A 19105-nucleotide genomic window follows, 5' to 3' on the forward strand; every position below is an offset into this window, starting at 1 on the left:
GCCGTCTCGCGTTCAGGGCCGCGCGCTGAGGGTCAGGTAGTCCGGCGGGACGTGGTCAGTAAGCCAGACACCATTGTCGGCGACATAGAACGCGATGCCGGCGCGATGCATGGCCGCGGCATCGATGCGAAAGATGGCCGGCTTGCCGTGACGGCGGCCGACATTGAGCGCGGTGGCCTCATCCAGCGACAGATGCACGTGCTGGCGCGACTGGGGCTTCAATCCCTGAGCCATGATCGACTCGACGAAGCGCGTCGCAGTCCCATGAAACAGCACGGCCGGCGGCTCGCTCGGCGCAAGTCCAAGCTCGACCGACACCGAATGTCCCTGCGCCGCGCGGATACGCAGCCCATCTTCCGAGATCGTGAAGCGCTTCTTGTCGCTGGTCGCGACCACCCGGTCCAGCTCGGCGCGGGTGAACGCCGTTCCCGCCGCGGTGGCGCGTGCAATCAGGTCGTCGATGGCGGCCCAGCCCTGCGCATCCAGCGCGAGACCGATCGCCTCCGGCTGATGCCGCAAGACCAGGCTCAGGAACTTGCTCAATCGAACAGGATCGAACGCCATGATGAGAGACCCTAGCCGTAGCGCAGCTTCAGGCCGAGGATCGCCGCGACCAGGCCCAGCGTGATGGCGTTGGCGACGACCAGCGGCAGGTCGCTGATCAGCGCGCCGTAGAGCAGCCACATCGAATTGCCGGTGGTCTGCAGCACGAACATGCCCATCGAGATGTCATGGGTCGAGCGCGAGCGCCAGGCCTTGATGACCTGGGGCAGGAACGAGCATGTGGTGCAAGTGGCGGCGCCGAGGCCGATGATCGTGGTCAGCAAGATGAAAAGTCCGTGCGCTGGTCGTGGAAACGCACGCTTGTAGAATGACCCGCGCCGAAGCGAAACCCGCTCCGGCGCGAAATTGCTTGCTGAGCGTGAGGCGGTGACCCCCACCAACACCCTCGGTCATTCCCCGCGAAGGCGGGGAATCCAGTACGCCGCGGCCCCTCGATCGATCACTGCCGTCTCTGGAATACTGGATCGTCCGCCTGCGCGGACGATGACGGTGTGGGTGAAGCAGGCTCCGCTCCCATCAAACAAAGCTACGCCGCGGTCCAACCGCCGTCGATCGACAGGTTGGTGCCGGTGATCTGCGCGGCTTCGTCGCTGCACAGGAACAGCGCGAGGGCGGCGACCTGGTCGACGGTGACGAACTCCTTGGTCGGCTGCGCGGCCAGCAGCACGTCGTTGATGACCTGCTCCTTGGTGAGGTTGCGCGCCTTCATGGTGTCGGGGATCTGCTTCTCGACCAGCGGCGTCCAGACATAGCCCGGCGAGATGCAGTTGCAGGTGATCTTGTGGGTCGCAAGCTCCAGCGCCACCGTCTTGGTGAGACCGGCGATGCCATGCTTGGCCGAGACATAGGCCGACTTGAACGGCGAGGCGACCAGCGAGTGCGCGGACGCCGTGTTGATGATGCGGCCCCAGCCGCGCTTCTTCATGCCGGGCACGGCGGCGTGAATGCCGTAGAACGCCGAGGACAGGTTGATCGCGATGATCTGCTCCCACTTCTCCGGCGGAAACTCCTCGACCGGCGAGACGAACTGGATGCCGGCATTGTTGATGAGGATGTCGACCGAGCCGAACGTGCTCTCGCCGAGCGCGATCATGCCGGCGATCTCGGCCGGCTTGCTCATGTCGGCCGGCGAATGCACGGCCTTCACCTTGAACTCGCTCTCGATCGCCGCGCGCTCCTTCTCGATATCGGCGGCAGCGCCGAAGCCGTTGAGCACGATGTTGGCACCGGCCGAGGCGAAACCGCGCGCGATCGCAAGCCCGATGCCGCTGGTCGAACCGGTGACCACCGCGGTCTTGCCCTTCAAATTCGTCGTCATAACTTCACTCCTTCTTGGCGGCGGCAAGGTTGCCGTCCTGCGTGAGATCGTAGGTCACCATGGTTTCGCCGGACTGCGGCCGTTCCAGCCAGTCCTTGTGGCGCATCGACGAGTGCACGTCGCGCACGCCCGCCTCCCAATGCTCGACCATCGCGACATGGGAAAAATCGTAGTCCTTGGAGGACGTCTCGTAGTTCTTGCTGCGATAGATCAGATGCACGACCGTGACCGTGTTCTCCTGCGCCGCCTTGCACAGGATCTCCAGCGACGGATCGTTGCGCAGCTCGTCAGGCAGCTTGGCATAGAGCTCGCGGAACGCCTTGCGGGTGTTGTGGATCATGCGGTTCTTGTCGGTGTTCATCCGCGTCCGGCTGGAATAGCGGATGTCCTTTTCGCGTTCGGCGGCCTCCAACAAGGTGCGCGGCAGGTCACCGCGCGCGGAGAACAGATCGACCTGGAAGATCAGGAGATCACGATCGGCCCCGATGTCGAGCACGTAGTCGAGCGGCGTGTTGGAGGCGATGCCGCCGTCCCAGTAGTGCTCGCCGTCGATCTCGACCGGCGGGAAGCCCGGCGGCAGCGCGCCCGAGGCCATGATGTGCTCCGGGCCGATGCGCTTGCCCTGCTTCTTGAATTCGACATTGTCGAAATAGGTGAAGTTGCCGGTGGTGACGCCGACGGCGCCGACCGACAGCCGCGTCCTGCAATCGTTGATGCGATCGAAATCGACCAGCCGCTCCAGCGTCTTCTTCAGCGGCGCGGTGTCGTAATAGCTCACCGATTGCGGCGTGCCGGCCGGCCACAGCGGTGCCGGTGGGAAACGCGGCGTGAAGAAGCCGGGCACGCCGAACGCCGCGATCAGCGCGGCGCTCGCCTCGTTGAAGGCCGAGCGGTGATGATCGCCGTTGAGCAGCGGCTTCCACGGCACCGGCGAGGACACCATGTGCCAGAATTCCTTGAGGCGCTCGATGCGCTTCTCGCGCTCGTTGCCGGCGATGATCGCGGAATTGATCGCGCCGATCGAGATGCCGGCGACCCATTCGGGCTCGAAATCGAAATGGCACAGCGCCTGATAGGCACCGGCCTGATAGGAGCCGAGCGCGCCGCCGCCCTGCAGGACGAGCACGCGCTTGGCATCAGAGGGAGTTGTCGGCGGAGCCGGCAGCGAATGATGATTCATGTCAATCGATCGGTTATCAGCAGTGGCGCCAGCGTGGCGTGACTTGCTGATAACGTCAAATCAACCTCCGGCATAGGTCGCCTCCGGCCAGCCATGGGGCCAAACCGGACAGGTCACCGCCCATGCAGGGAGCAGCGGCGTGCCTGTCAGGACGGCTTCTTGCCGTCGGGAGCGGCGAGGATCATGGTCCAGAAGACCTTGTATTTCGTATTCGGAGCATAGCTCGCGGCGATGCCTATTTTTGTGACACCGTTCTTCAGCATGTTGGCGCGGTGAGGCGGCGAATCGCGCCAGCCAGAAAAGGCTTCCGCCAGGGTATGATAGCCCGCCGACACGTTCTCGACCGCGACGACGGCATCATAGCCCGCGCCGGTCAGGCGCTTAGCCAGTGGCGCGCGCACGTCGTGATCGAGCTTGTTCTTGTCGGCCATCGCCTGCGACTGCGACTCCGCAAGCCGCATCAGCTCGGGATCGACCTCGACGGTGCCGAGCCCGTTGTTCTGACGATATTGTGAGATCATCGTCGCCGCGGCGACCGCATCGAGCCTCGCCCCCGCGACCGCCATGTCGGCGTACATGGTCGGCGCCTGCACGACAGCCGGCGTATCAGCCGCGCAGCCAGCGAGCAGGAGAGCGATAGGAAGAGCGATAGCCAGACGCGTCAATGAACCGGTCCCTATGCGAAGACGAGAGGCGGGTTGTTGCACATCAACCGTGGCTGAAAGGTGAATCGACGGTAAGTTCCATCGGTACAATTGGAGCCGAGTCGGCCGGGTAAGGGTTGGTCAACCATAAGCACGCTTCGGTCAAGCCAAAGACGACGCCACATTCCCGCTGTCGTCCCGGCCTCCGAGCCGGGACCCATACGCCGCGGCGGATGTGGCGAGACGCGATGCCGCTCCAGCCTGCCCCAAACAAGCTGCACGGAGTATGGGTCCCGGATCGGCGCCCGCCAACGCTGACGCGTTGCCGGGTTTGTCCGGGACGACAGCGAATGTTTTTCTCGCAGACTTGGACTAACGACCTGCCGGTAGAAGCCGAGCTCGACCGGCCCTACCCGCCCGCAAAAATCCGATAATGCCGCGGCTTGAGCCCGATGCGGTCGCCGATGCGGAGTTCGCGGTCGCGGGGGGCATCGATCTCGATGGTGGAGCCTTCGGTCAGCGCGATCTCGGCGCGTTGCACCGGGCCGAAGCTGCGGACGTGGGTCACCGCGCCATGCAGGGTGCCGCTGTCCGCCGGGCCGATCAGCATGTCGTGACGCCGCACGAACAAGGTGGAGGCGCCCGCGGCGGCGCCCTCCGCGGCAATGTCGAGCGGCCGGCCGTTGAGATGCACCGCGCCCCCGGTGACCTCGACCGGCAGCATGATCGACTCGCCGATGAAGCCGTGCACGAAGGCCGTCGCGGGGCTGTCATAGACGTCGTTCGGCGAGCCGACCTGCTCGATGCGGCCCTTGTCCATCACCACGACGCGATGCGCGACCTCGAGCGCCTCCTCCTGATCGTGGGTGACGAAGATCGAGGTGACGTTGATCGAATGATGCAGGGTGCGCAGCCATTGCCGCAGCTCCTTGCGCACCTTGGCGTCGAGCGCGCCGAACGGCTCGTCGAGCAGCAGGATGCGCGGCTCGATGGCGAGCGCACGCGCCAGCGCAATACGCTGTCGCTGGCCGCCGGAGAGCTGGCTCGGATAGCGGTCCGCGAGCCAGTCGAGCTGCACGAGATCGAGCAGCTCCTTCACACGCGCGCGGATCTGCGCTTCGCTCTTGCGGATGCTGCGCGGCTGCACGCGCAGGCCGAAGGCGACGTTCTCGAACACGCTCATGTGGCGGAACAGCGCGTAGTGCTGGAACACGAAGCCGACATGGCGCTCGCGCGCGCCGCGATCCAGCGCGTTCTCGCCGTCGAACAGGATCTCGCCGGCATCGGGCCATTCGAGGCCGGCGATGATGCGCAGCAAGGTCGTCTTGCCCGAGCCGGACGGACCGAGCAGCGCCAGCAGCTCGCCATTGGCGACCTTGAGATCGACGCCGTCGAGCGCCTTGAATGCGCCGAAGGTCTTGACGACGCCCCTCGCTTCAATGGTCATGAGGCATGTCCTCGTCGATGTTGCGTTCGAGAATGGTCTTGGCGATCAGCGTGATCAGCGCGAGCATCGCGAGCAGCGAGGCGATCGCGAACGAGGCCACCATCTGGTACTCGTTGTAGAGAATCTCGACCAAGAGCGGCATCGTGTTGGTTTCGCCGCGGATGTGGCCCGACACCACCGACACCGCGCCGAACTCGCCCATCGCGCGCGCATTGCAGAGCAGGACGCCGTACAACACGCCCCATTTGATGTTGGGCAGGGTGACGCGGAAGAAGGTCTGCAGGCCCGAGGCGCCGAGCGAGATCGCGGCCTCCTCCTCCTGCGTGCCCTGCTCCTGCATCAGCGGGATCAGCGCGCGCGCCACGAACGGGAAGGTCACAAAGATGGTGGCGAGCGTGATGCCGGGGAAGGCGAACAGGATCTGCAGGCCATGGCTCTGCAGCCAGGGGCCGAAGAAGCCCTGCGCGCCGAACAGCAGCACGAAGACCAGGCCGGAGATGACGGGGCTGACCGAGAACGGCAGGTCGATCAAGGTGATCAGGAAGGTCTTGCCGGGAAACTCGAACTTCGCGATCGCCCAGGCGGCAGCGAGGCCGAACACCAGGTTGGTGCCCACCGACACCGCAGCGACACCCAGCGTCAGGCGAATGGCGGACCAGGCCTCGGGGTCGGCCAGGGCGGAAAAATAGGCCGTAATACCCTTGCCGAACGCCTCGACGAACACGACGACCAGCGGCAGCACGACGAAGATCGACAGGAACCCGATAGCAAGCGTGATGATCGCGATGCGCACGAAGCGCGGCTCGGCGCGCGGATCGCGCCGGGCGGCCGTTGCGGCATGGCTGTGCGCTGCCGTGGCGTCGCGCGTCTGTTGCAGGGTCATTTCGATGCTCATGCCGCGGCCCTCACGTTGACGGCGCCTGGGCCTGGGCCCAGCGCTGCAGGCGATTCACCGCAAAGATGATCACGAATGCTACCACAAGCATGACCACTGCAATGGCCGTGGCGTCGGCATAGCGGAACTCCGACAGGCGGATGACGATGAGAAGCGGCGCGATCTCGGACACGTTCGGCAGGTTGCCGGCGATGAAGATCACGGAACCGTACTCGCCGACCGCGCGGGCGAAGGCGAGCGCGAATCCGGTCAGCAAGGCCGGCGTCAGGCTCGGCAGGATGACCTTGGTGACGATGTGCCAGCGGCTGGCGCCGAGGCTCGCCGCCGCCTCCTCGATCTCCGGATCCAGATCGATCAGCACCGGCTGCACGGTGCGGACCACGAAGGGGATGCCGATGAAGATCATCGCGATGAAGATGCCGAGCGGCGTGAACGCCACCTTGATGCCGAGCTCGGCCAGCGGCGCGCCGAGCCAGCCCTTCTGCGCGAACAGCGCCGTGAGCGCCACGCCGGCGACCGCCGTCGGCAGCGCGAACGGCACGTCGACGATGGCGTCGAACAGCCGCCGGCCGGGGAAGCGGTAGCGCACCAGCGCCCAGACCACGATCGTGCCCATCACGAGATTGACGCAGGCCGCCGCGAACGACAGCCCGAACGAGATCTTCAGCGCGCTGAGCGTGCGCCGGCTGGTGACGATGTCCCAGAACTGCGCCAGGCTGAGATCCGTCGAGCGCACGAACAGCCCGGCGAGGGGAATGAGGACGATCAGGGACAGCCAGGTCAGCGTCAGTCCCATGGTGAGACCGAAGCCCGGCAAGGTGCTGCGTCGTGGTGCAAGTACGCTCAATTAGCCACCCGGCTCATTCCAGCTCTGACGTCCGACCGGACAATCAGTTCTTGTAGATCTGATCGAAAATCCCGCCTTCGCCGAAATGCTCCTTCTGAGCCTTGGTCCAGCCGCCGAACACATCATCGATCGTGAACAGGTCGACCTTGGCAAACGACTCGGCGTACTTCTTGGCGACGTCGGAATCACGCGGACGATAGAAGTTGCGTGCGGCGATTTCCTGGCCGTCCTTCGTATACCAGTACTTCAGATAGGCTTCGGCGGCCGCCTGCGTGCCCTTCTTGGCCACGACCGTGTCGACGACGGCAACTGGCGGTTCTGCCAGGATCGACAGCGACGGCGAGATGATCTCGAACTTTTCCTTACCGAACTCTTTCAGCGCCAGATAAGCTTCGTTCTCCCAGGCCAGCAGCACGTCGCCGACGCCGCGTTCCACGAAGGTGACGGTGGCGCCCCGGGCACCGGTGTCGAGCACGGGAACGTGCTTATAGAGGTCGGCCACGAACTGCTTGGCCTTGTCGGCCGAGCCGGTCTTCTTCAGCGCATAGCCCCAGGCGGCCAGATAGTTCCAGCGCGCGCCGCCGGAGGTCTTCGGGTTCGGGGTGATGACGTCGACGCCGGACTTCAGGAGATCGTCCCAGTCCTTGATGCCCTTCGGGTTGCCCTTGCGCACCAGGAACACGATGGTCGAGGTGTAGGGCGAGGCGTTCTGCGGCAGCCGCTTCTGCCACTCCTTGTCGAGCAGTCCCTTGTTGGCGATGGCGTCGATGTCGTAGGCCAGCGCCAAAGTGACGACGTCGGCCTGCAGGCCATCGATCACGCTGCGCGCCTGCGCGCCCGAGCCGCCATGCGACTGCTTGATCTCGACCGACTTGCCGGTTTCCTTCTGATAGCTCGCGGCAAACGCCTTGTTGAATTCGACATAGAGCTCACGCGTCGGATCGTAGGACACGTTGAGCAGGTTCACGTCAGCCGCATAGGCCGATCCCGCCCATGCGAGGCCCGCGACCACAGCCAGAACACGCCGCATCATCCAAGCTCTCCATTTCCAGGCCCGCGATGTTGCAGGCGCACGCACCTCAGATCGCCGGATGTGTACGTCAGAGTCAACGGAACCGGATTTTCTTGTTTCCGGCCGAGCATCAGCATTTTGCTTACGATGCGCCCGGCATTGGCATAGACGTTCTTCGCCGTGACACAATGTCGTCCTCGCAGCCGAACAAGGGGCAACGATTGCTACGAGACCGCCGACGTCGCGACCGTGTGGATGCCGCATTCGGTCTTGCCGCGGCCGCGCCAGCGTCCGGCGCGCTCGTCCTCGCCGGTGTCCGAACGGCTGGTGCAGGGCATGCAGCCGATCGAGCGGAAGCCGGCGGCGACCAGGGGATGCTGCGGCAGGTTGGCAGATTGATAGATCGCCGCGATGTCCTCGCGGCTGGCGTTGGCGAACGGGTTGAACTTCACCCGCGCGCCGTCCTGCTCGACGACGGGAATCGCGGCGCGCAGGCCGCCCTGGAAACGCTTGCGGCCATTGATCCAGGCCGCGAACGGCGCCAGCGCGCGCGCCAGCGGCTCGACTTTGCGGATGCGGCAGCAGGCATCGGGATCGGAGAACCACAGATCGTTGTCGGCATCCTCGCGCGCCAGCGCGGCCGCATCGGGCTTGATCGAGCGGACGTCACGGAGGCCAAGGATCTCGATCAGCTGGTCGCGATAGGCCAGCGTCTCGGCGAACATGTGCCCGGTATCGAGGAAGATGACGGGAATGGCCGGATCGACATCAGCGGTCACTTTCAGCAGGGCCGCCGACTCCGAGCCGAAGGAGGAGACCACCGCAAGCCGCTCGCGGCCGATCTCCTGCAGCGCGGCGGCGATCACCTCTTGCGGCGTCGCGTTGCGCAACGCGGCGTCGAGCGCCGCAACCGACGTCTCTCCGTTCGAAGGTGATGCGGCCAGCGTGCTCACAGCCCGGCGCGCTCCGAATGACGCAGTTGCAGGCGCTGATGCAGCGCGGAGATCCGCCCGTCGCCAGCCGGCTGATAGAACACCGAATAGCGCTTCACGGTCTCGGTGAAGGCCTCGGCATCCGCCTGCTTCTTGACGTCGAAGGCGTCGAAGCCGGCGCGCAGCATGAACACGAACTGGTCGCGTAGCACCTGCCCCGTGGCGCGCAGCTCGCCGCGATAGCCGTAGCGCTCGCGCAAGAGACGCGCCTGGGTATAGGCGCGGCCATCGCGAAAACTCGGGAACACCAGCGCGACCAGCGCGAGCCGGTCGAGATAGGGCACGAGGTCGTCGACGTCGCGATTGTTCGGCCAGATCACGCCGAGCTTGCCGCCGGCGCGGCTCACGAGCGCATCGGGGCCGGCGAGAAAGCGCGTCTCGGAGACGAGGATTGCGCCCTCTGCCGGCAACTCGGCGTCCTCGGTGACGCGGACGAACTCGTCCGCAACGATGTGTCCGCCTTTAACGAGTGGCATAAACCCGCTCCCTGAATGGTTCGACCCCGAGTCGCTTCACCGTGTCGACGAACAGCTCCTCAGGGCGCGCGCGTAGCGCAAGATAGGCTTCGACGATGTCCTCGACGACATCGGCCACTTCGGCGTAGGGCACCGCGGGACCGATCAGGGTGCCGAGCTCGGCGCCCTCGTCGGCGCGGCCGCCGATCGTGATCTGGTAAAATTCCTCGTTGTTCTTCTCGACGCCGAGGATGCCGATGTGACCCACATGATGATGGCCGCAGGCATTGATGCAGCCGGAGATGTTGATGTGCAGCCGGCCGATCAGGTTGGCGGTGTCGTGGTTGGCGAAACGGCGCGTGATCTCCTGCGCGATCGGAATCGAGCGCGCATTCGCCAGCGAGCAATAGTCCAGGCCCGGGCAGGCGATGATGTCGGAGACGAGATTGACGTTCGGGATCGCCAGACCGGCATCCTCGAGCGCCTTCCACACCGCCGGCAGATCGCGCTTGCGAACATGCGGCAGCGCCAAATTCTGCTCATGGCCGACGCGGATCTCGCCGAACGAATATTTGTCGGCGATGGCGGCGAGCGCATCCATCTGGTCGGCGGTCGCATCGCCCGGCGGCTTACCGATAGGCTTCAGCGACACAACGGCGATGGCATAGCCCTGCACCTTGTGCGGAAACACCGAGTTCTTGCGCCAGGCCTCGAACTTCGGATCGGCCGCGGCCTGCTTGAGCTCGTCCGGCATGTGCGGCAGCGACTCGTAGGCCGGATAGAAGAAGCGCGAACGGATGTCCTCGATGATCCCCTCATCGAGCTTGAGCACGCCGTCGCGGATCTGCTGCCATTCCTCCTCGACCTCGGCGGCGAACTTCTCGATGCCGAGCTCGTGCACCAGGATCTTGATGCGCGCCTTGTAGATGTTGTCGCGGCGGCCGTACTGATTGTAGACGCGCAGGATCGCCTCGACATAGCTGAGAATGTCATGGCCGTGCACGAACGGCTTGATGGTCTTGGCAATGAAGGGCGAGCGTCCCAGGCCGCCGCCGACCAGCACCTCGAAGCCGGTCTCGCCCTGCTCGTTCTTCTTCAGACGCAGGCCGATGTCGTGGATCTTGATCGCGGCGCGATCATGCTCGGACGCGGTGATCGCGATCTTGAACTTGCGCGGCAGGAACGAGAATTCCGGGTGAAGCGTCGTGAACTGGCGCAGCAGCTCGGCCCAGATGCGGGGATCCTCGACCTCGCCCGGCGCGACGCCGGCCCACTGGTCCGAGGTGACGTTGCGCATGTTGTTGCCGGAGGTCTGCATCGACTGGATGCCGACTTCGGCGAGATCGGCCATCGCATCCGGCAGCTCGGCGAGCTTGATCCAGTTGAACTGGATGTTCTGCCGGGTCGTGAAGTGGCCATAGCCGCGGTCGTAACGCCGCGCGACATGCGCCAGCCGGCGCAGCTGCTCCGACGACAGCGTGCCGTAAGGAATCGCGATGCGGTACATATAGGCGTGCAGCTGGAGATACACGCCGTTCTGCAGCCGCAGCATCTTGAACTCGTCCTCGGACAATTCGCCCGAGAGCCGCCGCTTCACCTGGTCGCGGAATTCTGCAACGCGCTCGTTGACCAAAGTGCGGTCGATTTCGTCATAAGCATACATGAGAAGGCCTTCAGGCTTGAGCCGGGAGCGCGATGGTGGCGCCCGTCAGCCGGATGTGTTCGCGCATGTTGCCGGGCTTGACCGCGCCGTCGGCGGCGATCTCGACAGGTGCGATATAGGACCCGATCGCATTGAGATCATCGGCGACCGCCTCCGTCAGCAGCGCGCGCGCCTCGTCGGCGGTGCGCACGATGGCAGCGTCCTTGAGCTCGTCCGACCAGCTTTTGGCGCCAGTGCGGTAGATGACGGCGCCGTCCCACGTGCGGTTCGCGGTGACGATCGAGGGACCGGTGATCTTGATCTTCTGTTGCAGCGGGGAGGTCATTCAGACGGGTTCCAGGAGTTTTGCAATCACGCCACTGAGATTCTGCTGACGCCACGGCGCCGAATGCGCCACGACGTCACCGATGATGAGAATGGCCGGACCGCCATCGATCTTGGCGACGAGATCCGGCAACTGATCGAGCGTGCCGACCGCGGCCTGCGCATCGGGGCGGGTCACGCGCGCGAACACGCCGACCGGCGTCTGCGGCGAACGGCCCGCGGCGAGCAGGCCGGAGCGCACCGCCGGTGCTGCGGTCATGCCCATGTAGACGACGACGGTCATCTTGGTGTCGGTCAGCACCGACCAGTCGACCGCCTCGGCATCGCGCTCCTTGTGCGCGGTGAGGAAGGTGATGCGCAGCGCCTTGCTGCGGAACGTCAGGGGCACCTCGAACTGCGCGGCGGCGCCGATGCCGGCGGTGATGCCGGGCACGATGGTGTAGGACACGCCGGCGTTGCGCAGCGCGTCGACCTCCTCGCCGCCGCGGCCGAACACGTAGGCGTCGCCGCCCTTCAGGCGCACGGCACGCTTGCCTTCACGCGCGGCGTCGATCAGCAGCTTGTTGACCGCGTCCTGGCCGATGCCGGGCTTGCCGACGCGGCGACCGACCGGCACGCGCGAGGCGTCGCGGCGAATGCGGTCGAGAATCTCCGGCGTCACCAGTTCGTCGTAGAACACGACGTCGGCGTCCTGCAGCGCGCGCAGCGCCTTGATGGTCAGAAGATCGGGATCGCCGGGACCGGCGCCGACCAGGGTCACATGCCCCTCGCTGCGGCCGGCATGATCGGCCCCCGCGAACGCGGTGAGATCGGCGATGCCGTTCAGCGCCGCCTCGGCTTCCTGCTTGCGCCCCGCCAGCACCAGCGCGCCGATCGGGCCGTCGACGACGCGCTCCCAGAACCGGCGGCGCAGCGGCATCTCGGCGATCAGCGGATTGATGATCTTGCGGAAGTCGCCGATGAAGCCCGCGAGCTCGCCGATCCGCGCCGGCAGCAGCGCCTCGATGCGCTCGCGCACGCGGCGCGCGACCACCGGCGACGAGCCGCCGGTGCCGATCGCCACCACGACGTCGCCGCGATCGACGATCGCCGGAAATATGAAGCTGGAATGCGCGAGGTCGTCCATCACGTTGACGGGCAGGCCGACGCTGCGCGCCCGCGCCGACATCGCCACGCCGACGTCGCCCGCGCCGGCGCACAGCACGGCAATCACACCCGAGAGATCCGTCGTCAGCGGGTCGCCCTCGGCGCGCGTGATCTGGCCATGATCGTCGTGCAACCCCCCGAGATCGAAGTCGCCATCGGTCGCGAACCAGCGGATGCGGGCCCCCGCGGACAGCAAGACTCTCAGCTTGGCGCGCACGAGCTCGCCCGCGCCGATCAGCAGCACGGGGCCGGTCTTCAGATCGAGAAACACCGGCAGATATTGCATTGCGTTCTTCGGCTTCGACTCTTCGGGGTTGACTGGAATTATTTTCTATATAAGTGTCACGGCGCGGACGTAAAGAGAAAATTATTTCTTGGCTTCGCCATAGAATTTTCTCCCAAGCAGGCGATGGCTGACAGCATGCACATTCTCACCAACGACGTTTCCAGAGACCGGTTGCCCTCTTCCGAGCTGGATCAAGCATCTTCCATGCCGCGTGTCCTCGGTGCCGCGCCGACCATGGATCATCTCGACCAGCTGGAGGCGCAGAGCATTTACATTCTCCGCGAGGCCTTTGCACGGCTGAAGAAGCTCGCGCTGCTGTGGTCGCTGGGAAAAGATTCCAACGTGATGATCTGGCTGGCGCGCAAGGCCTTCTTCGGCCGCGTGCCGTTCCCGGCCATGCATGTCGATACCGGCAAGAAGTTTCCGGAGATGTACGCCTTCCGCGACACCTACGCGCAGGAATGGGGCCTCGATCTCCGCGTCGAGCCGTGCCCGCCGATCGATGCCGTCGATCCGACCCTGCCGCCGGCCGCGCGCTCCGCCGCGCGCAAGACCGAGGGCCTGAAGATGGCCCTCGCCAAGCACGGTTTTGACGGCCTGATCGCCGGCATCCGCCGTGACGAGGAGGCGACGCGCGCCAAGGAGCGCGTCTTCTCGCCGCGCGGCGCCGAGGGCAATTGGGACGTGCGCGACCAGCCGCCGGAGTTCTGGGATCATTTCAACGCCTCGCCGCCGCAGGGCGCGCATTTGCGCATCCATCCGATCCTGCATTGGACCGAGGCCGACATCTGGGCCTACACCGCGCGCGAGAACATTCCGATCATCCCGCTGTATCTGTCCAAGAACGGCAAGCGCTATCGCTCGCTCGGCGACCAGGACATCACCTTCCCCGTCGCGTCGAATGCGTCGAACATCGCGGAAATTCTCGCCGAGCTCGAAAGCACCAAGGTGCCGGAGCGCGCCGGCCGCGCGCTCGACCATGAGACCGAGGACGCCTTCGAGCGTCTGCGCGTCGCCGGCTATCTCTGAAGCGGGGCGCGAGGATCATGAACATGAGAGTCCCGGCCGCAGCTCCCGCCACGCCGAACGGCACCAGCCGTCCGCAGGTCTCAATCGTCATCGTCGGCCATGTCGATCACGGCAAGTCGACCCTGGTCGGCCGCCTCTTGCATGAGACCGGCAGCCTGCCCGACGGCAAGCTTGACATGCTGCAGGCCGTCTCGGCCCGCCGCGGCATGCCGTTCGAATGGTCGTTCCTGCTCGACGCGCTGCAGACCGAGCGCGACCAGGGCATCACCATTGACACCACGCAGATCCGCTTCCGCACCAATGCGCGCGAGGTCGTGCTGATCGACGCGCCCGGCCACGCCGAGTTCCTGCGCAACATGATCACCGGCGCCTCGCAGGCCGACGGCGCGGTGCTGATCATCGACGCGCTCGAAGGCGTCCGCGACCAGACCCGCCGCCACGGCTATCTCTTGCATCTGCTCGGCGTTCGCCAAGTCGCGGTCGTCGTCAACAAGATGGACCGCGTCGATTTCGGCGAGGCGCGTTTCAACGACATCAAGGCCGAGATCTCGGCGCATCTCCAGGGCCTCGGCGTCAGGCCGGTCGCGGTCATCCCGATCTCCGCGCGCGACGGCGACGGCGTCGCCGAGCTGACCTCGCGGATCGGCTGGTACAACGGCCCGACCGTGGTCGAGGCGCTTGACGGCCTGGAGCCGGCGAAGCCGCTGTCGAGCCTGCCGCTGCGCCTGCCGGTGCAGGCGATCTACAAGTTCGACGACCGCCGCATCGTCGCCGGCCGCGTCGAGGCGGGCGAATTGCGCTCCGGCGACGAGATCGTGATCATGCCGGCCGGCAAGATCGCGAAGATCAAGACCGTCGAGGGCTGGCCGCAGACGCCGGTCACATCAGCGCAAGGCGCCGGTCGCTCGGTCGGCATCACGCTCGACCGCGAGCTGTTCATCGAGCGCGGCGACATCATCGCCCATGTCGGCCGCGAGCCCCAGGCGGCGCGCCGGCTGCATGCCCGCATCTTCTGGCTGCACGACCAGCCGCTCGCCAAGGGCGACAACATTTTGGTGCGGCTCGGCACTCGCGAGGCGCGCGGCAGCGTGGTCGCGATCGAGAAGGCCGTCGATCCCGGCTCGCTCTCGAACGAGGAAAACAATGCGATCGCGCGCAACCATGTCGGCGAGATCGAGATCGCGCTGACCCAGCCGGTCGCCGTCGATCCCTATACCGAGAACGCGCGCACCGGCCGCCTCGTCATCGAGGTGCAGGGCCGGATCGCCGGCGGTGGTCTCGTGCTGTCGATCGCCGCGGGCAAGCGCGCCGCGCCCGTCGACATCATTCCGGTGGAATCGGCGCTGCAGCCGCAGGAGCGTGCCGACCGCTACCGCCACAAGGGCGCGGTGGTCTGGATGACTGGCCTGCCGGGCGCCGGCAAGTCGACCTTGGCGCGCGCGCTGGAGCGGCGGCTGTTCGGCCGCGGCGGCGCGCCCGTGCTGCTCGACGGCGACACCGTGCGCGCCGGCCTGAACAAGGATCTCGGCTTCACGCCGGAGGATCGCGCCGAGAACATCCGCCGCCTCGCCGAGGTCGCGACGCATCTCGCCCGCAACGGCCACATCGCGATCGTCGCCGCGGTGTCGCCCGCGCGCGAGGACCGCGCCGCCGCCCGCCGCATCGCCGGCGACCTGTTCCGCGAGGTCTACGTCGCCACGGCGGCGGAGATCTGCGAGAGCCGCGATCCCAAGGGCCACTATGCCAAGGCCCGCGCCGGCGCGCTGTCGAACTTCACCGGCATCGGCAACGACTACGAGCCGCCGCTGGACGCCGAGCTCGTGCTCGACACCGCCACCCGCGGCATCGCCGACGCCACCGACGAGCTCGAAGCGCTGCTCTCCCGGACTGGCGTGCTGTTCGACGACATCGCCGATCTCGGCGCGAATATCTGAGGCGAAGGCCGCTGTTGCCCCTCATGGTGAGGAGCGCCTTACTCCGCAGCCTCTCCGCGACAGCTGCCCAAGGCGGCGCGTTCAGGCGATGCTCTCGCATCGCCTTGAGAACCATGAGGCCCGCATCGGGGCCTCGCCCTTCGAGACGCCCGCCTCAGGGCGGGCTCCTCAGGGAGAGGGTTGAGGGTTCGCGCGGGTCGAGTTGCGAATGAGACTGCTCTAACGCGCGTCACAGCGCCCCCACATACGCCGTGAGATCATCGAGCTCGGCCTCCGTCGGCAGCCGCGATTCCATCTTCTTGGCGTAGAACTCCCACATCAGCTTGACCGCGTCGCGCAGCGAGGCCGTGCGGCCGTCATGGAAATACGGCGCGGTCGATGCGGCCGCGTGCAGGGTCGGCACCTTGAACTTGCCGCCGGTGCCGATGTCGTCCTTGCTCTTCTTGTCGAAGCTCGGGAGCTGATGGCAGGTGCCGCAGCCGCCGTCGCCGACATAGAGCTCGAAGCCGCGCTTCACCGCTGGGCTGGCATCCTCGCGCGGCGTGCCGTCCTCCCTGACCTGCCAGTTCGCCGGATAGTTCAGCGTCTTCACATAGGCGATGAGCGCCGCCAGGGTTTCCTTCGACGGCTCCGGCCCCTTCATGCGGTTGACGATGATGCCGCGGATGCTGTCCTCGAGCGTCGCGGCCTGGCCCTGCCAGCCGAACACCGAGCGTTCGCCGACTCCCCACAGGGTCGGCGTGTTGCGGCCGTTGGGATCGCCGTCCGCAACCACATCGAGGCCGACATAGGTCTTGTTGTTGGTGTGGCCGGTCGAGAAGTGACAGGTGGCGCAGGACGCCTTGCTGCCGCCCGACAGGCTCGCATCGTTGAACAGCGCGAGGCCCTTGGCGGCGAGGTCGGCCTCGGAGAGTTGCGCTGGAGAGGTCATCGCCGCGCCGACGGTCGTGGACAACGCCGGCGTCTCCGTCGCCGCAGCGGCAGGCGGAGCCTTGCTCTTCTTGGCCACGCTGGCGACATGACGAGGCGCGGCCTTGTGTGCGGGCTCGGCCGCCCGCACCGGCTTGGGTCGCAGCACCGACGCCAGCCGCTGCAGCAGGCTCGGCTGCTCCGGCACCACGGAGAGATACGGCGTCACCGACTTGTCGGCCGCGAGCGCGGGCAAGGTGAGTAGTCCGAGACACAGGACGACCGACCGCAGCCCAGTGAACGCCATGACACCACTCCCCGCACCCCACCAGATGCGAGTCGTTATCGAAATTTTTTAAGTCCGAAGTAGGACTGCGCGGCGGCATTGAATCGGCGCGGGTGCGCCGGCCGCCGCACAACCGCCGTGCCTCGCCCCGCATGAGTTGCTGTTGTTGGCTCCGGCGCTCGAGGGATCAAACGCGGCCTCACCCCATTGCGTGATCCGCGTCACGGTCGGCGCAGCCCGCGATTTCTAAACGTGAGCGTATCGCTGACGGCGGCGCTGTCGAGCCGCGCGCAGCGACAGCCCCGGCTGAGCGGCAATCACCGGCCGCATGCGTTGTACTCACGGAGGGACCCATGGGACGTTTCGGCACCACCAACATCGTCTTGGTTGTCATGCTGCTGTCGATGTCCGTGCTGAGCGGGATGACCCACACCCAGGCGGGCCGCCTCTATCCGCCGGACGGCTGCAAGGCCGGCTTCGTCTGGCGCCAGGCCTATCCCGGCGACCGCACCTGCGTGACCTATGATCAGCGCAGCCGCGCCGCGAACGACAATCGCCAGGCGCCTAACCGCATCAACTACGCCGACCGCAGCAACGGCCCCAAGGCCTGCATCCCCGGCTATGTCTGGCGCGAGGCCTATGCCGGCGACATCGTCTGCGTCACCCCCGAGCAGCGCGCCCGCGTCAAATACGACAACGAGCATGCCAATGAGCGAAGGCGGGTGGCGGCGGTGACGGGCAGTTGATGCGGAAGACGGAAGCGTGGTCCGCCGATGCGCATGCAACCGTGCCGTAGGGTGGGCAAAGCGACGCCGGAGGCAGCGCGTGGCCACCGTTTCACGCCGAGAAAGCATGCGGTGGGCACGCCGCTCCCGCGCGACGCGCAGGCCCGGCTTTGCCCACCCTACGCTCTCCCTTTGTCGATCATCTCTCGGGCGTGCTGGGCTGCGCGTTGCAGCTTGATGCGCTCCTTACCTTGGCCGATCTGGTTTCGATAGTCCGCGAAGCTCTGAATCTCTACCGCCGTCAAAGCCATCGGCCGTCCCCCCACGGGGCACGTCGAAGCTTGCGACGGTGTGGTCGTCGACGAGGATCGTGTAGACGTCTTCGCACTGCTCGGGGATCAATTTCAACACATGATAGATCGATCCGCTCGGGCAGACGCGGTCGAGCTGGCCCAATAGCTCGGCACGATACGCATCTTCCGGCAGCAGAAGATCAAATTGATCTCGGTCAGTCAGACGAGCCATCGATGTACGCTCCGAATACGATGTCAGACGGGCAGCTTCTCGTCGCGAGAGCCCATGTTAGGCATGCCGCTGATTCGCGATGCGCCTTCGCTTGGCTCACCCTGAGCACTGGTCAGGTCTGTAGAACGACCTTACTCAACCCAGGATCTTCAATCCGTGCTTTTGAACAACAGTGAGCAACTTTAGCGCCATGCCGCTCGGTCGCTTGGCACCGCTCTCCCATTTCTCGACGGTGCTTTCGCTCGTATTGAGGTAGCGGGCGAATACGGGCTGGCTGACCTTGTTCGCCTCGCGGATCTTCTTGATCTGGGCAGGCTTCAGCTCGTCGGCGACAACCAAATGTCGGGCATCGAAGTCTCTCATCGTCGCCTTGTCGAGCGCGCCAACCTTGTGCAGCGCTGCCGCAGACGAATGCAGCGCCTCCGAGAGGTCGGACCGGAACCTATTCTTCTTCACGACAGATCTCCATCAGGTCCCCGTCCGCCAGAAGCTGAGCGAGTTGTATGTTGTCCAAAGCGGCATAGCCCTTTGCGAGCATTCGGAAGTCCTCCAGCTCATCATCCCCGATGTTCGCCCTGTCCTTCTTCGCAAAGAGGTACGCGTAGATCCACCGGCGGCCACTCTTTGCCAGGATGATGCTCCGATGCAAATTTTTGTTCAGACGCTTTTTGAAGACGCCCCCTCCGAGATCGTCAGCCTGCCCCAGCATGACCTCCCGGATGGCCTCACAAAGCTCATCATCCCTGATGCGCGCCTTGCGCGCTGCTTTCGAGAACCATGCTGTCTTGAAAACGGGCATAGCAGATCAACCTTAGTGTAGCACTAGGTGCTACACCTTTCAACACCGATAGCCAATGCGTCAAAACAGAATTTCTGAACCGCATCAACCTGATTTGCCCTGTCCAGTCCCGTGGCGAAAAATAT

The 19105-nt window shown here is 65.5% G+C and carries 21 protein-coding genes; 3 read left to right on the plus strand and 18 right to left on the minus strand.

Features of this window, described 5'->3' with window-relative positions; genetic code table 11:
* Window positions 1-12 precede the first annotated feature (12 nt).
* From ACQR1L_RS02190 to cysG, 14 genes are all read right to left on the minus strand, one after another.
* A complete protein-coding gene (locus tag ACQR1L_RS02190; RefSeq protein ID WP_434856275.1) occupies window positions 13-564 on the minus strand; it encodes an RNA 2'-phosphotransferase in 552 nt (183 codons plus the stop codon).
* 11 nt (window positions 565-575) lie between these two features.
* Window positions 576-827, minus strand: coding sequence for a SemiSWEET transporter (locus ACQR1L_RS02195; protein ID WP_006614646.1), 252 nt, complete (start codon window positions 825-827; stop codon window positions 576-578).
* Between the two features lie 263 nt (window positions 828-1090).
* Window positions 1091-1882: a 3-hydroxybutyrate dehydrogenase gene (locus tag ACQR1L_RS02200; RefSeq protein WP_434856276.1), complete on the minus strand. Its 792-nt coding sequence runs from the start codon at window positions 1880-1882 to the stop codon at window positions 1091-1093.
* A gap of 4 nt (window positions 1883-1886) precedes the next feature.
* Window positions 1887-3062, minus strand: a complete 1176-nt coding sequence (locus ACQR1L_RS02205; RefSeq protein WP_434856277.1) for a DUF3734 domain-containing protein — start codon at window positions 3060-3062, stop codon at window positions 1887-1889.
* Window positions 3063-3208: 146 nt separating this feature from the next.
* Window positions 3209-3727 carry a CAP domain-containing protein gene (locus ACQR1L_RS02210; RefSeq protein ID WP_434856278.1) on the minus strand — a complete coding sequence of 173 codons (519 nt, stop codon included), beginning with the start codon at window positions 3725-3727 and terminating at the stop codon, window positions 3209-3211.
* Between the two features lie 388 nt (window positions 3728-4115).
* Window positions 4116-5153 (minus strand): sulfate/molybdate ABC transporter ATP-binding protein, encoded by a 1038-nt coding sequence (locus ACQR1L_RS02215; RefSeq protein WP_434856279.1) that lies wholly within the window; start codon window positions 5151-5153, stop codon window positions 4116-4118.
* A complete protein-coding gene (gene cysW, locus ACQR1L_RS02220) occupies window positions 5143-6048 on the minus strand; it encodes a sulfate ABC transporter permease subunit CysW (RefSeq protein ID WP_434856280.1) in 906 nt (301 codons plus the stop codon). Before cysW ends, ACQR1L_RS02215 begins: the two co-directional genes overlap by 11 nt.
* A gap of 10 nt (window positions 6049-6058) precedes the next feature.
* Window positions 6059-6895, minus strand: coding sequence for a sulfate ABC transporter permease subunit CysT (gene cysT / locus ACQR1L_RS02225; RefSeq protein ID WP_434856281.1), 837 nt, complete (start codon window positions 6893-6895; stop codon window positions 6059-6061).
* Between the two features lie 43 nt (window positions 6896-6938).
* On the minus strand, window positions 6939-7928 hold the full coding sequence (locus ACQR1L_RS02230) for a sulfate ABC transporter substrate-binding protein (protein WP_434856282.1): 990 nt from the start codon (window positions 7926-7928) through the stop codon (window positions 6939-6941).
* A gap of 203 nt (window positions 7929-8131) precedes the next feature.
* Entirely contained in the window at window positions 8132-8860 is a 729-nt protein-coding gene (locus ACQR1L_RS02235) for a phosphoadenylyl-sulfate reductase (protein ID WP_434856283.1), read from the minus strand.
* Window positions 8857-9375, minus strand: a complete 519-nt coding sequence (locus ACQR1L_RS02240; protein ID WP_434856284.1) for a DUF934 domain-containing protein — start codon at window positions 9373-9375, stop codon at window positions 8857-8859. The genes ACQR1L_RS02235 and ACQR1L_RS02240 overlap by 4 nt, the downstream gene beginning before the upstream one ends.
* Window positions 9362-11017: a nitrite/sulfite reductase gene (locus ACQR1L_RS02245; RefSeq protein ID WP_434856285.1), complete on the minus strand. Its 1656-nt coding sequence runs from the start codon at window positions 11015-11017 to the stop codon at window positions 9362-9364. The genes ACQR1L_RS02240 and ACQR1L_RS02245 overlap by 14 nt, the downstream gene beginning before the upstream one ends.
* A gap of 10 nt (window positions 11018-11027) precedes the next feature.
* Window positions 11028-11342 carry a DUF2849 domain-containing protein gene (locus ACQR1L_RS02250; RefSeq protein WP_434856286.1) on the minus strand — a complete coding sequence of 105 codons (315 nt, stop codon included), beginning with the start codon at window positions 11340-11342 and terminating at the stop codon, window positions 11028-11030.
* Window positions 11343-12773, minus strand: coding sequence for a siroheme synthase CysG (gene cysG, locus ACQR1L_RS02255; RefSeq protein ID WP_434856287.1), 1431 nt, complete (start codon window positions 12771-12773; stop codon window positions 11343-11345).
* Between the two features lie 234 nt (window positions 12774-13007).
* Here cysG and cysD point away from each other — a divergent pair, with 234 nt between their 5' ends.
* A complete protein-coding gene (cysD, locus tag ACQR1L_RS02260) occupies window positions 13008-13802 on the plus strand; it encodes a sulfate adenylyltransferase subunit CysD (RefSeq protein ID WP_434856560.1) in 795 nt (264 codons plus the stop codon).
* Window positions 13803-13819: 17 nt separating this feature from the next.
* Window positions 13820-15736 carry an adenylyl-sulfate kinase gene (gene cysC, locus ACQR1L_RS02265; RefSeq protein WP_434856288.1) on the plus strand — a complete coding sequence of 639 codons (1917 nt, stop codon included), beginning with the start codon at window positions 13820-13822 and terminating at the stop codon, window positions 15734-15736.
* 229 nt (window positions 15737-15965) lie between these two features.
* Here the strand turns inward: cysC and ACQR1L_RS02270 are convergent, their stop codons facing one another.
* The gene (locus ACQR1L_RS02270) at window positions 15966-16952 is read right to left on the minus strand and encodes a cytochrome-c peroxidase (RefSeq protein ID WP_434856289.1); all 987 of its coding nucleotides are present in this window, start codon (window positions 16950-16952) and stop codon (window positions 15966-15968) included.
* 332 nt (window positions 16953-17284) lie between these two features.
* Between ACQR1L_RS02270 and ACQR1L_RS02275 the strand changes: the two genes are divergently transcribed.
* A complete protein-coding gene (locus ACQR1L_RS02275) occupies window positions 17285-17677 on the plus strand; it encodes a hypothetical protein (protein WP_434856290.1) in 393 nt (130 codons plus the stop codon).
* A gap of 225 nt (window positions 17678-17902) precedes the next feature.
* On the opposite strand, the gene ACQR1L_RS02280 is transcribed toward ACQR1L_RS02275, so the two are convergent.
* The 3 genes from ACQR1L_RS02280 to ACQR1L_RS02290 form a co-directional block, all read right to left on the minus strand.
* Window positions 17903-18181, minus strand: a complete 279-nt coding sequence (locus ACQR1L_RS02280; protein ID WP_434856291.1) for a hypothetical protein — start codon at window positions 18179-18181, stop codon at window positions 17903-17905.
* 135 nt (window positions 18182-18316) lie between these two features.
* A complete protein-coding gene (locus tag ACQR1L_RS02285; RefSeq protein WP_434856292.1) occupies window positions 18317-18637 on the minus strand; it encodes a helix-turn-helix domain-containing protein in 321 nt (106 codons plus the stop codon).
* Window positions 18624-18980 carry a type II toxin-antitoxin system RelE/ParE family toxin gene (locus ACQR1L_RS02290; RefSeq protein ID WP_434856293.1) on the minus strand — a complete coding sequence of 119 codons (357 nt, stop codon included), beginning with the start codon at window positions 18978-18980 and terminating at the stop codon, window positions 18624-18626. The genes ACQR1L_RS02285 and ACQR1L_RS02290 overlap by 14 nt, the downstream gene beginning before the upstream one ends.
* Window positions 18981-19105 lie beyond the last annotated feature (125 nt).

It is taken from the genome of Bradyrhizobium sp. HKCCYLR20261 (assembly GCF_051168435.1).
GTDB lineage: Bacteria > Pseudomonadota > Alphaproteobacteria > Rhizobiales > Xanthobacteraceae > Bradyrhizobium.

Coding starts and splice junctions, on each gene's coding strand:
- ACQR1L_RS02250 (WP_434856286.1), bottom strand. CDS start 11,342: ATGACCTCCCCGCTGCAACAGAAGATCAAGATCACCGGTCCCTCGATC.
- ACQR1L_RS02200 (WP_434856276.1), bottom strand. CDS start 1,882: ATGACGACGAATTTGAAGGGCAAGACCGCGGTGGTCACCGGTTCGACC.
- ACQR1L_RS02280 (WP_434856291.1), bottom strand. CDS start 18,181: ATGGCTCGTCTGACTGACCGAGATCAATTTGATCTTCTGCTGCCGGAA.
- ACQR1L_RS02270 (WP_434856289.1), bottom strand. CDS start 16,952: ATGGCGTTCACTGGGCTGCGGTCGGTCGTCCTGTGTCTCGGACTACTC.
- ACQR1L_RS02290 (WP_434856293.1), bottom strand. CDS start 18,980: ATGCCCGTTTTCAAGACAGCATGGTTCTCGAAAGCAGCGCGCAAGGCG.
- cysG (WP_434856287.1), bottom strand. CDS start 12,773: ATGCAATATCTGCCGGTGTTTCTCGATCTGAAGACCGGCCCCGTGCTG.
- ACQR1L_RS02190 (WP_434856275.1), bottom strand. CDS start 564: ATGGCGTTCGATCCTGTTCGATTGAGCAAGTTCCTGAGCCTGGTCTTG.
- ACQR1L_RS02245 (WP_434856285.1), bottom strand. CDS start 11,017: ATGTATGCTTATGACGAAATCGACCGCACTTTGGTCAACGAGCGCGTT.
- ACQR1L_RS02240 (WP_434856284.1), bottom strand. CDS start 9,375: ATGCCACTCGTTAAAGGCGGACACATCGTTGCGGACGAGTTCGTCCGC.
- cysW (WP_434856280.1), bottom strand. CDS start 6,048: ATGAGCATCGAAATGACCCTGCAACAGACGCGCGACGCCACGGCAGCG.
- ACQR1L_RS02230 (WP_434856282.1), bottom strand. CDS start 7,928: ATGATGCGGCGTGTTCTGGCTGTGGTCGCGGGCCTCGCATGGGCGGGA.
- ACQR1L_RS02275 (WP_434856290.1), top strand. CDS start 17,285: ATGGGACGTTTCGGCACCACCAACATCGTCTTGGTTGTCATGCTGCTG.
- cysC (WP_434856288.1), top strand. CDS start 13,820: ATGAACATGAGAGTCCCGGCCGCAGCTCCCGCCACGCCGAACGGCACC.
- cysD (WP_434856560.1), top strand. CDS start 13,008: ATGGATCATCTCGACCAGCTGGAGGCGCAGAGCATTTACATTCTCCGC.
- ACQR1L_RS02215 (WP_434856279.1), bottom strand. CDS start 5,153: ATGACCATTGAAGCGAGGGGCGTCGTCAAGACCTTCGGCGCATTCAAG.
- ACQR1L_RS02205 (WP_434856277.1), bottom strand. CDS start 3,062: ATGAATCATCATTCGCTGCCGGCTCCGCCGACAACTCCCTCTGATGCC.